At 44.2% G+C, this 14,429-nt stretch carries 11 protein-coding genes; 1 reads left to right on the forward strand and 10 read right to left on the reverse strand.

The window, feature by feature from the left end; all coding sequences use genetic code 11:
• Positions 1 to 19 precede the first annotated feature (19 nt).
• The 5 genes from M1F05_RS18565 to M1F05_RS18585 are packed head-to-tail and all read right to left on the reverse strand — an operon-like array spanning position 20 to position 5,013.
• A complete protein-coding gene (locus tag M1F05_RS18565) occupies positions 20 to 1,471 on the reverse strand; it encodes a sodium:solute symporter family protein (protein WP_206083365.1) in 1,452 nt (483 codons plus the stop codon).
• Positions 1,472 to 1,495: 24 nt separating this feature from the next.
• Positions 1,496 to 1,891 carry a RidA family protein gene (locus tag M1F05_RS18570; RefSeq protein ID WP_206083793.1) on the reverse strand — a complete coding sequence of 132 codons (396 nt, stop codon included), beginning with the start codon at positions 1,889 to 1,891 and terminating at the stop codon, positions 1,496 to 1,498.
• Between the two features lie 12 nt (positions 1,892 to 1,903).
• On the reverse strand, positions 1,904 to 3,340 hold the full coding sequence (locus tag M1F05_RS18575) for an N-acyl-D-amino-acid deacylase family protein (RefSeq protein ID WP_206083364.1): 1,437 nt from the start codon (positions 3,338 to 3,340) through the stop codon (positions 1,904 to 1,906).
• 27 nt (positions 3,341 to 3,367) lie between these two features.
• Positions 3,368 to 3,985, reverse strand: coding sequence for a 2-dehydro-3-deoxy-6-phosphogalactonate aldolase (locus tag M1F05_RS18580; protein WP_206083363.1), 618 nt, complete (start codon positions 3,983 to 3,985; stop codon positions 3,368 to 3,370).
• 32 nt (positions 3,986 to 4,017) lie between these two features.
• A complete protein-coding gene (locus M1F05_RS18585) occupies positions 4,018 to 5,013 on the reverse strand; it encodes a 2-dehydro-3-deoxygalactonokinase (protein ID WP_206083362.1) in 996 nt (331 codons plus the stop codon).
• Positions 5,014 to 5,266: 253 nt separating this feature from the next.
• On the opposite strand from M1F05_RS18585, the gene M1F05_RS18590 reads away from it, so the two are divergent.
• Entirely contained in the window at positions 5,267 to 6,049 is a 783-nt protein-coding gene (locus M1F05_RS18590) for an IclR family transcriptional regulator (RefSeq protein ID WP_225820483.1), read from the forward strand.
• A 120-nt stretch (positions 6,050 to 6,169) separates the two neighbouring features.
• On the opposite strand, the gene narI is transcribed toward M1F05_RS18590, so the two are convergent.
• From narI to M1F05_RS18615, 5 genes are all read right to left on the reverse strand, one after another.
• Entirely contained in the window at positions 6,170 to 6,847 is a 678-nt protein-coding gene (narI, locus tag M1F05_RS18595) for a respiratory nitrate reductase subunit gamma (RefSeq protein WP_206083360.1), read from the reverse strand.
• Positions 6,844 to 7,566: a nitrate reductase molybdenum cofactor assembly chaperone gene (gene narJ, locus M1F05_RS18600; RefSeq protein ID WP_206083359.1), complete on the reverse strand. Its 723-nt coding sequence runs from the start codon at positions 7,564 to 7,566 to the stop codon at positions 6,844 to 6,846. Before narJ ends, narI begins: the two co-directional genes overlap by 4 nt.
• Positions 7,563 to 9,104, reverse strand: coding sequence for a nitrate reductase subunit beta (gene narH, locus M1F05_RS18605; RefSeq protein WP_206083358.1), 1,542 nt, complete (start codon positions 9,102 to 9,104; stop codon positions 7,563 to 7,565). The genes narJ and narH overlap by 4 nt, the downstream gene beginning before the upstream one ends.
• Positions 9,104 to 12,865, reverse strand: coding sequence for a nitrate reductase subunit alpha (locus M1F05_RS18610; protein WP_206083357.1), 3,762 nt, complete (start codon positions 12,863 to 12,865; stop codon positions 9,104 to 9,106). Before M1F05_RS18610 ends, narH begins: the two co-directional genes overlap by 1 nt.
• A 69-nt stretch (positions 12,866 to 12,934) precedes the next feature.
• Positions 12,935 to 14,332, reverse strand: a complete 1,398-nt coding sequence (locus M1F05_RS18615) for a NarK family nitrate/nitrite MFS transporter (protein WP_206083356.1) — start codon at positions 14,330 to 14,332, stop codon at positions 12,935 to 12,937.
• Between the last annotated feature and the right edge of the window lie 97 nt (positions 14,333 to 14,429).

The following is a 14,429-nucleotide window of genomic DNA, read 5'->3' on the forward strand; positions in this document are numbered from 1 at the left end:
CATCTCTCAATTTGGACATTTATTTACTTTTCGCCGTATTTTCTCTTTCGTGGGTAATGTTTTCTAAAACTTCCTCACGGCTGAGTTTATTTTTTGGTGTCACTAAAGTGACAACCACAGCACAAACCAAGCTGATCAATAATGCAGGGATCACGGGGTTACCTAATTTTGCAGACCACTCTGGCGTTAAAATAATCGTTAACGATGTTGAGCTTCCCGCCACCAGCGCGGCTATACAACCTTGCCAGTTAAAGCGATGCCAAAATTTACCTAATAACACGGTGACACAAAGCCCTGACATAATCATTGAAATCATTTTAGTGATATAACCAATGATGTCATTTGAGGTCAATGCGAATACCAGTGCAAGCAAGATAACGCCAAGTAAGAAGATCCGAGATAAATTAATGGCTTTCTCTGGTGGTGGCATTTTCCCTGTTACCATCGTATAGATATCACGTAGGATTATCGAAACCCCTGCGATGGCGTCAGAGCTACCTGATGACATGTTAGCTGACATACCTGCGATCAATACCACCATTGCCAGTACATGCGGTAATGCATTGGTTGCATATAAGAAAGCAAAACTGCTGTTTTCTAAATTAGGCTCCATTACATGGGTTGCCATGCCGATAATTGCAGGTAAGAACGAGAACCCCATATATAAGACGCCAGTAATAATGAATGATTGGCGAATGGCTTTTGTTGACGCTGCTGAATAAATACGCTGACGATAGGAAGGTGTCGCTAGAACACCAATACCAATCACAATTGCAAGTGAAATAGCAGGTAGCATACCAAGTTTACCAATCCCAAATAACGTGAACGCCTTCGGATCCGTATTTTGTACAACGACATCCCATCCGCCGACGTAGCTCACTGAGGCGACGGCAAGAATAATAAACCCGAGGAATAAGACGATGGATTGTAATGTATCGATCCATGAAACAGCTTTATAACCACCGATACCCACATAGAATACAAACCCGACAGCAATGATGATCTTCGCTACTGTGATATCAATGTCTGCAGCCCATGCCAAGTATAAGCCGCCCCCAAGGATGTGCGCACCTAACCAACCAATTGATGCTAAGAAAATTAATATCGCAACCAGGTTTTTGACTAAGCGGCTGCCACCTGTGTAGTAACAAATTTCCTCACTCATTGTCATAAAGCGATAGTTTCTTACTGGCGCAAATAACCAAGCGGTGAGTAAGATCCCCGTTGCGCCGCCGATGCCATATAACATACCAGCCCAACCATTCGAATAACCGAAACTCACCGCACCAATACTTGACCCTGTTCCCACCATCGTTCCGACAGTAGACCCTAAGGTGAGTAACATCGGTAATTTTCTGCCGCCAAGAATGAAATCTTCACCTGTCTTTTGATGCCTTGTTACATACCAGCCAATGAACATCATGACGAACGCATACAGCAAAAACCACATTAAGAAATTATTATGTTCCATAATAGCCCCTCATCGTCTCAGCGATTAAGATTTGAACTTGCTGTTAAAGCAGGTGATGTCCACTTCAACCATGCAATCAACCACAAGATCCGCAACAAAACAGACTCTTGCTGGTGGATGCTCAGCAAAGAATTGCTGAAACACTTTATTAAAGGACTGAAAGTATCGAGCATCACTCAAAACCACTTTCATATGCACAATATCTTGGCGCTCAAATCCCGCGTCCTTCATGATGTTTAAACAGTTTTCGATAGCCAGTTTTGATTGTGCAATAATGCCGCCATCAATCACTTCACCATCAACCATCGGTGTTTGGCCTGACACATATAACCAGCCGTCCGCTAGCACAGCTTTCGAAAAAGGTAATGATTGCCCACCAGTCCCTTTTGAACCTTCAACGCCAAATCGTTTAATCATTATTATTTCTCTCTTTTATTTATTTCTTTCTAAGAATTTACCTGCTCTATCCCCAGTCATTTCTTTTGCGGTATAGGTCAGAACACCATTAACAAAAACATATTCAATGCCATCTGCTTTCTGCTTTGGATCTTGGAACGTCGAGGTTTCATTAATTTTTATTGGGTCAAATAAGACGATATCTGCAAAAAAGTTTTCTTTGATAAGCCCTCTATCCTTCAAAGAAAAACGCTGAGCCGACATGCCCGTCATCTTGTAAATTGCGGTGGTCATTGGGAACAGTTTCTCATCACGGCTGTAGTGACTAATTACGCGTGGAAAGGTGCCCCATAAACGTGGGTGCGGATTAGGGTCGCGGGGTAAGCCATCTGAACCAACCATGCTGCTTGGGTGCTGCAATACACGGCGAACATCGTCTTCATGCATTTGAAAATAAATAGCGCCCGCAGGGACAATTTTTTCCGCCACTTGGTAAATATCGATATTCCACATTATGGCGATATCTTTTAGTGTCTTACCTGCAACATCAGGGAATGGCATTGACCAAGTCACTAGGATGTCATAATCCTCAGTGACTTGCGTGATATCTAAGTTTGAAGAGCCCGCTCTATAGGGGTAGCAATCACAGTTAATATCTTGCATTGCTTGATATTTTTCGATTAACGCAAGCGTCTCTTTAGTACGTCCCCAGTTTTTTGCCCCAGCACACTTATGGTGAGAAATTTGCACAGGTACTTTTGCATGGCGGCCAATATGAAAAGCTTCATGCATTGCATCGATGATTCCATCATATTCAGTACGCATATGCGTGGTGTAAATGCCCTGATGCTCTGCTAATAATTCGGCCAGCTCACAGATTTCTTCCGTGGATGAGTTAATGGCATTACCGTAAGACAGCCCTGTGCTTAGCCCTAAAGCACCTTCATTTAATGCAGATTCTAAAACCCGCTTCATCTGTGCAATATTGCTCTGGGTTGCAGGTTTTAATAAATCCGAAACACAGTTATTTCTTAATGTGGTATGGCCAATCAATGTCGCTACATTAACGGTCGGCGTAATTTCATTAATTTTCTGCTTATAGCTAGCCAAATCTACGAAATTAAATTCATTTAATTCCCCCAGCAAATTAATTGGGTCAGGAACTTCATCTTTTAATGTGGCGCATGCAGCACTGATCCCACAGTTACCAACAATAATGGTGGTAACACCCTGTGATGTTTTTTCAATATATTCTGGTTTATCTATGACAATTAAATCATCATGCGTATGAACATCAATAAACCCAGGCGATAAAATTAACCCTGAACAATCAATTATTTTTTCAGACTCTTCGTTAATATTTTCAGCAATTTTAATAACACGGCCATTTTTAATTGCCACATCGCTAATAAATTCATTTTTACCACTGCCATCAATAACAGTGGCACTTTTAAAAACATAATCGAATTTCATTTTAATATCTCTTTTAAATTAATAATTTTAATTTTTAAATGCGATATATGCAGATATAAATGCTTTCGCGTTTTCTCTGGTTTTCTCTGGTGATTGGCCTGCACGGTAAAGGTCGTTCCCAAGCCCTGCGCCATAACAGCCTATGCTTAGGTACTCATGTAAATTTTGTGGCGTTACGCCACCAACGGCATAAATAGCTATATCTTTAGGGATCACTGACATCAGTGACTTAACGTAGTTAACTCCTAGCGGCGCAGTTGGAAATATTTTTAAGTTACAAGCACCTGCATCAATCGCTGTAAATGCCTCAGTGGCTGTTGCACAGCCTGGGTATATTTCCATCTTGTTTGCTAAAGATGATTTGATCACCGAAACATTAATATTCGGTGTGACAATAATCTTTGCGTTCATTGCTGCTAATTTTTCAACATTCTGTTGATTCAGGACAGTTCCTGCCCCTATTTTTAATTTATTGCCATAGTGCTGAATAGCCAATGGAATACTCTTTTCCCATTCAGGGGAATTCAATGGAATTTCTATATATTGAAAACCTTCTTCCGCCAGTATTGAAATATGTTCTAAAACCTCTTCAGGTTTAATTCCACGCAATATTGCAATTAAAGGAATTTCATTTTCAAGATTCATATAATCACCTAATAACAAATTATTAAGAATGCTTATTTATATTCTGTAAGGTTTAATATTGAAATTGCACCTAATCCAGAATACGGCTGTTCCTTTTTATCTTTTAATACGCTGATTTCACCCGTGAAATAACTATCATTTTTAATTAATAATTGAAGCGCATTTGCTAAGATAGGTTTTCCACTAATCACAATTTTTATATCGTTAGTCACACATAAGGCTTGACTGTTTTTTATCGCAAGTAAATCTGATGCTAAAATCGCGCCTAATAAAAAACTCGATTTTTGGTCAAGAGTAGCTTCCGTAAAAAGATCTAATAATCTGACTGAAAAACAGCTTCTGGCAATCCCTACTTGCTGACTTAACTCGGCACCCTTAAGTAAATATTCGCGATCAAGTTGCTGAACAAATTGATGCTCTAATGAGCTTGCGAGTATCGTTTGGTGCGTCAGCGTATCGAAGATTTCCCCTGCCATCGTGGTTGCCAGTGCAATCACATTTTTATTGTCATCAATGCGAACAAACTTTGAATGCGAACCTGGTAAGATAACCAGCGAAGCGCCTAAATCTGGCTGCTGTGATAAGATACCGAAGATCTCAACCTCTTCACCGCGCATCACATCCATGCTTTCAATAGAGTCAAACGTTAATTCCGTGGTTTTATTTTTAATTCCTGGTATAAAAATAATTGGCTTTTCGCTAATTTCATTTATCACGCGCGCACTGGCCTTTTGTGCGAGCTGTCTCATCGAAACTGGAGTCACTTCATGAGGCAAATGGCATAACCCAATTTCTGAAGTAATCATACCCGATGCCACTAAGCGATAATTTTCCCTTTCTTCATCACTAAACTTTGCTAAAAGTTGTGCCAAAAGCGTTTTTATTGATTGAATTAAACGCACATTATTTCCATTTTTCGCACAATCCCGAATCCCAACTTCCGCGCTCAGCTCTCCCACAACCATATTGTTTCGCCATGCTCTCACGCGGGTATTTGTTGTCCCTGTATCAATGGTCACTATCAACATATTTATCCCTTTAAAATAACGGAACGCTGTTCCTTTTTTTATAAGATACATCAAAATATAGGAATGTCGTTCCGTTTTTATAAGAATGACGATCGTGATCACAATCAGTAACGTAAAGACAAGGCTTATCAATTAATTACAGATCTCCCGCCTTTACACACAAAAAGAGTCACAACAAGGAGAAAATGGAACGACGTTTAATTCACATGAAATTGTGCGTACAATGATCCCCAGCGCATGTAAGGAGCCAACAATGACGAAAGACAGCCAAGCAAACTCATCAAACATTGATAGAGTACTGACCATCCTTGAAGAGATAAGTAATCATTCCGATGGAATTTCATTGGCAGAATTAGTTAAAAACACAGGGATCGCCAAAACCACTGCGTTTCGGATATTAGAGACGTTAAAAGAACGCCAATATGTCAGTATCGATCACCTTACAGAGCGTTATAACCTTGATTTAAAAAGCCTTGAACTTGGCATTAAAGGTTTAATGAATGTCAATTTAGTTGAAGTTTCAATCCCTTATTTAAAAACACTATCGAGCTCAACATTCGAAACATGTTTTTTGGGGGTCTATAACAGCGGGCATGTGGTGTACCTGTATAAAAGTGAAGGTACCCTCTCAATTCAAACAACTGCAAAATTAGGGGCAAGGCTACCCGCCTATTGCACAGGGATTGGGAAAGCGCTTTTAGCGTTCCAACCGTTGGAAGAAATTGATGAGGTTCTGGATAAACCTCTGGTGAAATTCACGGAAAAAACCGTTGTCGATAGAATGAAACTGTATGAATTGTTGGCAGATATTCGTTTGAAAGGCTTTTCTTTAGATGATGAAGAAAATGAAGAAGGGCTAACGTGTGTTGCAAGGCCAATATTTAACTACACTGGCAACATTGTTGGGGCTATCAGTGTTGCAGGCCCAACACACCGTATGTTACCCAAAATAGATAGGGTCAACGATGAACTTGCCCATGTTTGTTTGCTGATTTCTCGCCGCCTGGGCTATATCGAACCCGCCGTCAGCAAATAAACACAAAAAAACCCCATCTAACATGTTAGGTGGGGTGCCAAAATAGCCATATTTGTTGTTTACACAAGAATCAATTACACAAGAGCAATGTACTGGCTCACTTCCCTGTGAAACCCGAACTTAGTGGCGATTTCTCACCAACTGATACCGACGACTTAGGTATTCGATAGGTGCACTCCAGATGTGCACTAAACGGCAGAATGGGAAGAGTAAGAATATTGTCATCCCCAACACGATATGTAACTTGAACACGATGCCAACGCCTTCAAGGTAATTCGACGCGCCCCAATGGAATGTCACAACTGATTGCGCCCATCCCACTAACTTCAACATTTCACTGCCATCCATGTGCTGTGCAGAGAATGGAATAGTGAGTAGCCCTAAACACACTTGCACCACCAGCAATACCATAATCATGATGTCACCAAAGGAAGATGTGGCGCGAATACGTGGGTTAGTCAGTCGGCGTTTCAGTAACATCGCTCCACCAATTAACATCATCACCCCCGCAGAGCCGCCCCCGATCATCGCCATCAACTGCTTGATATGCATTGGTAGGAAAGATTCATACATCCAATGTGGTGTTAACATCCCCAGAAAATGGCCGACAAAAATCCCAATAATCCCCAAATGGAATAAATTGGATGCCAGACGCATATTCTTTTTATCTAACATTTGACTCGAACCCGCACGCCATGTGTATTGACCGTAGTCATAACGCAGCCAGCTACCGACAATAAACACGGTGCCTGCAATATACGGATAGATGTCGAAGAAGAATTGATTGAGAAAATTCATTTTTGCACTCCTACATGGCTGCTCGTACCAAGGTCCAAGTATTGCGGCGTGACGGCATTGGCAAAACGGTGTTGATGGGCGGTGACTTCCCCACCGCAGGTTTTCTCATCCGCAAAAAACTTCACTTGTTCCTCTTCCCACACCGCATCAAGGGCTTGAGGCGTGTCATCCCGCGCTTCTGATGCCACTTTTTCGCTAAGTTGCTCAGTGGCAATTTCGCTATTGGATAACTCAAGTAATATCTCAAACAAGCTCGCAAAGCGGCTTTCACGCTGTTTTAATCGCTCCCCTAGTAACGCTAAGATTGGCGCGATATCGTGCAAGCCCCCCACAGTTTCTTGCGGTGGTAAAACAGTGAGATACTCCAAGTAAATAGGCAAATAGTCGGGTAGCTCTTTGCAATCAATTTGCAAGCCATGCTGCTGGTACTGCCCCATTAAATCGACCATTGCTTGACCGCGGTCGCGGGATTCCCCATGAACATGCTCGAATAACAGTAACGATGTTGCGCGCCCTCTATCAAACAGCTCACAATATTGTGCCTGCATATCTAACAAGTCGTCATTGAGATATTCGCGCACAAACATCATCAACTGAATAGCACGAGTAACAGGTAATTCATCTGCTTGCTCTAATGCTTCGATTAACTCATCGCGGTGCTGCCAAAGCGCCTCTGACGGGTATTCTAACAGCCGAGAAATCACTCTTAACGTCATCATAGTGTGTTCTCCTGCGCTGTTTTTGGCGTCACATCAATGGCATCAATACGTCTACTATTAAACAGATTGGTTTTGCTATCACTACCATGGCAACCATCACCAAAACTAAAGCCACAAGCTTTGGCTTCAGGGAACGCTTCACGTGCTAATTCACGATGACTGGATGGGATCACAAAACGGTCTTCATAGTTAGCAATTGCCAAGTAACGGTACATTTCTTGGGCTTGCTCTTCCGTTAATCCCACTTGCTCCAACGCACTGGTATCACACTGGTTTTCTACGGTTTCAGCACGTTTATAATGGCGCATCGCTAACATACGTTTTAGTGCTAACAGCACAGGCTCTGTGTCCCCAGCCGTCAATAAATTGGCGAGGTACTGCACTGGAATGCGCAGGCTTTCCACATCAGGCAATACGCCATTGTTAGCCAATAAACCCGAATCAGCGACAGATTGAATGGGTGACAGAGGTGGCACATACCACACCATCGGTAATGTGCGATATTCAGGATGCAGCGGCAGCGCTAGTTTCCACTCCATCGCCATTTTATACACTGGCGATTTCTGAGCAGCGTCGATCACACTTAATGGGATCCCCTGTTTTTGCGCTTCTTCAATCACTTTAGGATCGTGTGGATCAAGGAAGACATCGAGCTGACTTTGATACAGATCCGTTTCTTTTTCTACACTCGCCGCCGATTCAATTTTATCGGCGTCATACAGCAACACACCTAAATAACGGATACGCCCAACACAGGTTTCCGAGCAAACCGTTGGCATGCCAGATTCAATGCGAGGGTAACAGAAAATACATTTTTCTGACTTGCCGCTTTTCCAGTTAAAGTAGATTTTTTTGTACGGGCAGCCTGTCAGGCACATACGCCAGCCACGGCATTTGTCTTGGTCAATCAAGACGATACCGTCTTCAGAGCGCTTGTAAATCGCACCGCTTGGGCACGTTGCAACACAAGCAGGGTTCAAACAATGTTCACACAGACGTGGCAAATACATCATGAAAGTATTTTCAAATTGCCCATACATCTCTTTTTGGATGTGCTCAAAGTTTTTGTCTGCGGCGCGTTTCGCAAATTCGCCACCAAGGTCATCTTCCCAGTTAGGCCCCATTTTCACGTTGCTCATCCGTTCGCCTGTGATCAATGACCGTGGACGCGCAGTTGGCACATGTTTGCCTTCTTTGGCATTTTTTAAATGGCCGTAGTCATAATTAAATGGCTCATAATAATCATCCAAAGCAGGTACATCAGGATTAGCAAAGATTTTAGACAGCACGCCCACTTTGTTCCCCATACGAGGAACCAGCTTGCCTTTGATGGTACGGATCCAACCGCCTTTCCATTTTTCCTGATCTTCCCAGTGATGGGGATAGCCGATACCTGGTTTGGTCTCGACATTATTAAACCATGCGTATTCAACACCTTCGCGACTGGTCCAGACATTTTTACAGGTCACTGAGCATGTATGGCAACCAATACATTTATCGAGGTTTAGCACCATGCCGACTTGAGAACGAATTTTCATTATGCTTTCTCCTTTCCGCTCAGGGTCTGCTGATAGGCATCGTTTTCCCCATCCAGCCAGTCGACCTGTTTCATTTTGCGAACAACCACAAATTCATCACGGTTAGAACCCACGGTTCCGTAGTAATTGAAGCTATAAGCTAGATGGGCGTAACCGCCAATCATATGGGTAGGTTTCGGGCAAACACGCGTTACTGAGTTATGAATACCCCCGCGCTGCGCCGTAATTTCTGACCCCGGCAAATTGATCAACCGTTCTTGCGCGTGGTACATCATGATCATGCCATCAGGGATCCGTTGGCTGACGATCGCTTTTGCTGTCAGCGCCCCATTGCTGTTAAACGCTTCAACCCAATCATTATCTTCAATGCCTAACTCGCGAGCATCGTCCTCACTTAGCCAAACCACAGGGCCACCACGACCGAGCGTCAACATCAATAAGTTGTCGCTATAAGTGGAGTGAATACCCCATTTTTGGTGTGGCGTTAGGAAATTCAACGCTTTTTCAGGGTAACCGTTGGATTTTTTACCCATTAATGGCTGAGCCGCACGCGTATCAATTGGCGGGCGATATACCACGAGACTTTCACCAAAGGCACGCATCCATTCATGATCTTGATATAACTGCTGACGACCACTAAGTGTACGCCATGGGATCATCTCGTGAACGTTGGTATAACAAGCGTTGTAAGAGACATGTTCATCTTCTAAGCCTGACCACGTTGGGCTGGAAATGATCTTACGTGGCTGTGCCACAATATCGCGGAAGCGAATTTTCTCATCTTCTTTGTAGCGTGCTAAATGCGTATGGTCGCGCCCTGTCACCTTGCTTAACGCATCCCATGCTTTCACTGCCACTTGCCCATTGGTTTCGGGGGCTAAAGTTAAAATCACCTCGGCAGCATCAATGGCAGTGTCAATTTTAGGGCGGCCTGCATTAGCCCCTTCTGGCTGGGTTTTGTTCAGCTTTTTCAGGAAATCAACTTCATCTTGCGTATTCCAACTGATGCCTTTCCCACCGTTCCCTAATTTGTCCATTAATGGACCAAGGGAGGTAAAACGTGCGTAAGTATTGGGGTAGTCACGTTCAACACAAATAATGTGCGGCGCCGTTTTTCCAGGGATCAGCTCACACTGGCCTTTTTTCCAATCTCTCACATCAAAAGGTTGCGCCATTTCAGCTTTACTGTCGTGCTGGATCGGCAGTGTGACGACATCCGTTTCTTTGCCTAGATGGCCGACACTGACATCTGAGAAAGCTTTGGCAATGCCTTTGTAGATTTCCCAATCGCTTTTCGATTCCCAAGCAGGGTCAACCGCGGCGGATAATGGGTGAATAAACGGATGCATATCCGAGGTATTCATATCGTCTTTTTCATACCAAGTGGCGGTCGGTAAAATAACGTCTGAGAACAGGCAGGTGCTCGACATTCTGAAATCGAGAGTCACCACTAAGTCCACTTTCCCTTGTGCTGCTGTATCTTGCCATTCTACTTCCTCAGGTTTGACGCCACCTTGTTGACCTAAATCTTTGCCTTGAATACCATTTTCAGTACCCAGCAAATATTTCAATAAATATTCATGGCCCTTCCCTGCGGAACCCAATAAGTTTGAGCGCCAAATAAACAGATTACGTGGGAAATTTTGTGGGTCATCTGGCTGTTCTGCTGCAAAACGAATATTGCCGTCCTTCAATTGCTTAACGGTGTAATCTACTGGGGAAAGCCCCACGTTTTGTGCCTGTTTAGCAATTTTGATTGGGTTAACGCTTAATTGTGGTGCAGATGGCAACCAGCCCATTCTTTCAGCACGCACATTCATGTCCACTAAACTGCCGCTAAATGCTTTTTTATCCGCTAAAGGTGAGAGTAACTCTTCCGTCCCTACCGTTTCATAACGCCATTGGCTTGAATGGTTATAGAAGAATGATGTGCTGTTCATATGGCGTGGTGGACGCTGCCAATCAAGACCAAAAGCCAGTGGCGTCCAGCCTGTTTGTGGGCGCAATTTTTCCTGGCCGACGTAATGTGACCAACCACCGCCGCTTTGCCCCACGCAGCCACAGAAAATCAGCATGTTGATAATTGCGCGGTAAGTCATATCCATGTGGTACCAGTGGTTGATACCAGCCCCAACAATTACCATCGCACGGCCGTGGGTTTTCTCTGCGGTGTCCGCAAATTCACGGGCGATGCGAATGATATTTTGGCGGCTCACCCCAGTGACTTTTTCAGCCCATGCAGGGGAATAGGCTTTCATATCATCGTAATCAACGGCACAGTTTTCATCACCGAAACCACGGTCAATACCGTAGTTAGCAAGCATCAAATCATACACACTAGTAACCAGTGACTCACTGCCATCCGCAAGCTGAATGCGTTTCGCGGGTAATTTGTGCAACAAAACATCTTTCAATTCAACACGTTGGAAATGTTCGCTTTCTAAACCACCAAAGTATGGGAAGCCAACCTCAACAAATTCATCGTGCGTATCTGCAAGGCTGAGTTGCATTTTGATCTGGTGTGCATCTTGCCCTGCGCGCGGTTCTAAGTTCCATTTTTGGCTGTCATCCCAACGGAACCCCATCGAGCCTTGAGGGGCGCACAGTGCCCCTGTTTCTTCATCAATCGCGATGGTTTTCCATTCGGTATTTTTCTCTTCGCCTAAAGAATCAACGAGATCCGAAGCACGCAGCATACGCCCAGCAACATACGCACCGTTTTCATGTTTATCGAGCATCACCAACATCGGCATATCGGTGTAAGTGCGAACATATTCACGGAAATATTCCGCTTCACGTTTGACGTGGAACTCATTGAGGATGACATGCCCCATTGCCATCGCCATGGCACTGTCAGTCCCTTGTTTTGGGTTCAGCCAATGGTCGCAGAATTTGGTGATTTCGGCGTAATCTGGCGTGACAGCAACAGTTTTCGTCCCTTTGTAGCGGACTTCTGCAAAGAAGTGAGCATCAGGCGTACGAGTTTGCGGGACGTTCGAGCCCCAAGCAATAATATAAGATGAGTTATACCAGTCTGCGGATTCTGGTACATCCGTTTGCTCCCCCCACGTCATTGGGGATGCAGGCGGTAAGTCGCAGTACCAATCGTAGAAGCTCAGGCAAGCCCCACCAATGAGAGATAAATAACGGGCACCTGACGCATAAGACACCATCGACATCGCAGGGATTGGCGAAAAACCGACAATGCGGTCAGGACCAAATTCCTTAATCGTCGCCACGTTAGCAGCTGCAATTAACTCGTTCACTTCCTGCCAGCTGGAGCGAACAAAACCACCGCGACCACGAGCTTGTTTGTAACTCTGCGCTTTTTCTGGGTCGCTAATGATGGATAACCATGCTGCGACGGGGTCTTGGTGCTCTGCTTTTGCATCGCGCCATAATTTCAGTAAACGCTTACGCATCATCGGGTATTTCACGCGGTTTGCACTGTATAAATACCATGAATAGCTGGCACCACGCGGACAACCACGAGGCTCGTGATCAGGTAAATCTGGGCGGGTGCGTGGGTAGTCAGTTTGTTGTGTTTCCCACGTCACAAGGCCATTTTTGACGTAGATTTTCCAGCTACATGAACCAGTGCAGTTAACACCGTGGGTCGAACGTACGACTTTATCGTGCTGCCAGCGACTACGGTAACTATCCTCCCAATCACGGTTAACATTGAGCTCTTGCCCATGGTCGCCTGCGAAGGTATCACCCAGCTGCTTAAAATAACGAAATCTATCTAAAAATTTGCTCATTCGGATTGCCTCCAAAGAGACGGCGACCGCCGCCGTACATTGCTTAAAAAGGATTTTTTTAACTTGTTATTATTTGTGGGTACGTCCGTAAACTAACCACGTGATAAACACACAAGAGAGATAGAACACAAAGAACACTTTCATGGCATCAGCGGGTGAGCCTGTCAGGGTTAACGACGTCCCAAAGGCTTTTGGAATAAAAAAGCCACCAATTGCACCAATGGCAGAGATAAACCCAAGCGCTGCCGCACTTTCTGTTACTGCTTCTTTTTGTGCTTCTTGCTCTGAAGCACCTCTTAATAAAGCCTTGTCCATGGTTAATTTGCGAAAAACCACGGCAATCATTTGGAATGTGGAACCACTGCCTAAACCTGCCGTTAAAAACAGCACCATAAACACACCGTAAAACGCACCGAAGGAGCCGCCTTGGCCATTTTCTGGCAAGGTAAAGAACAGTAGCCCTGAAAAAATAGCCATGGCGATAAAGTTCAGGAAAGTCACTTTGACGCCGCCAAAACGGTCAGACAGCATGCCGCCAAGTGGGCGGGCTAATGCACCAAGGAATGGGCCAAAAAAGGCAAATTTCAAGATGACGATATCGGGAAACTGGGTTTTCGACAGCATGGCAAAGCCCGCGGAAAAACCGATAAATGAACCAAATGTTGAGAGGTACAACAGGCTTAAAATCCACAGATGTCCACGTTTTAAAACAGGAAGTTGCTGTTTTAAGGAGGCTTTATTTGCTGCCAAATCGTTCATGCCAAACCATGCCATCACCGTAAAGAACAGCAAGAATGGCACCCAAACCCACGCAGCATTTTCCAGCCAAAGTACAGAACCGTCAGGCTGAACCGCTCCTGTTCCACCCGCAAAAGCAAACACCCCCACACCGACAATAAACGGGGCGACTAACTGCATCACGCTAACACCTAGATTTCCTAGACCACCATTTAAGCCCAGCGCACCACCTTGGCGAGCTTTCGGAAAAAAGAAACTGATATTCGCCATGCTTGATGCAAAGTTTGCCCCAGCAAAACCACAAAGCAGGGAAATAATCACAAATACTTGGTATGGCGTTGTTGGGTCTTGAATCGCATACCCCAACCAAATACACGGAATAATCAGAAATACAGTGCTAATTGCCGTCCAACGACGACCACCAAAGATAGGAATAACAAAAGAATAGGGCACGCGTAATAAGGCGCCAGAAACGGAAGGCAGTGCGGTTAATAAAAATAATTGGTCAGTGGTAAAATTAAAACCCACTTTATTTAAATTAACAGCAACCGCACTAAATAGCATCCATACACAGAATGCAAGCAATAAACACGGAATTGAAATCCACAAATTACGTTTGGCAATTCGCTGGCCTGTTTGCTGCCAAAATTGGCTTTCTTCAGGACGCCAATCCTGAATAACACCTTTTGGCTGCGCAGCCGTATTATTAATCCTCTCTCGTTGAGACATAATTCACCCCGATAAATACGATTTTCTGAGCGCAGTGTGTGGCGAATAAGCCAGCATGAAGCTGATCTAAATCAAGGTAGATTTAAATCAAATTTGG

It is taken from the genome of Providencia sp. PROV252 (assembly GCF_033676005.1).
In the GTDB taxonomy this organism is placed as follows: domain Bacteria; phylum Pseudomonadota; class Gammaproteobacteria; order Enterobacterales; family Enterobacteriaceae; genus Providencia; species Providencia vermicola.

What these genes read in the sequence shown, in the direction of transcription:
- M1F05_RS18610 (WP_206083357.1), bottom strand. Translation starts at nt 12,865, where the DNA reads ATGAGCAAATTTTTAGATAGATTTCGTTATTTTAAGCAGCTGGGTGAT.
- narJ (WP_206083359.1), bottom strand. Translation starts at nt 7,566, where the DNA reads ATGATGACGTTAAGAGTGATTTCTCGGCTGTTAGAATACCCGTCAGAG.
- M1F05_RS18565 (WP_206083365.1), bottom strand. Translation starts at nt 1,471, where the DNA reads ATGGAACATAATAATTTCTTAATGTGGTTTTTGCTGTATGCGTTCGTC.
- M1F05_RS18585 (WP_206083362.1), bottom strand. Translation starts at nt 5,013, where the DNA reads ATGTTGATAGTGACCATTGATACAGGGACAACAAATACCCGCGTGAGA.
- narI (WP_206083360.1), bottom strand. Translation starts at nt 6,847, where the DNA reads ATGAATTTTCTCAATCAATTCTTCTTCGACATCTATCCGTATATTGCA.
- M1F05_RS18575 (WP_206083364.1), bottom strand. Translation starts at nt 3,340, where the DNA reads ATGAAATTCGATTATGTTTTTAAAAGTGCCACTGTTATTGATGGCAGT.
- M1F05_RS18590 (WP_225820483.1), top strand. Translation starts at nt 5,267, where the DNA reads ATGACGAAAGACAGCCAAGCAAACTCATCAAACATTGATAGAGTACTG.
- narH (WP_206083358.1), bottom strand. Translation starts at nt 9,104, where the DNA reads ATGAAAATTCGTTCTCAAGTCGGCATGGTGCTAAACCTCGATAAATGT.
- M1F05_RS18615 (WP_206083356.1), bottom strand. Translation starts at nt 14,332, where the DNA reads ATGTCTCAACGAGAGAGGATTAATAATACGGCTGCGCAGCCAAAAGGT.
- M1F05_RS18580 (WP_206083363.1), bottom strand. Translation starts at nt 3,985, where the DNA reads ATGAATCTTGAAAATGAAATTCCTTTAATTGCAATATTGCGTGGAATT.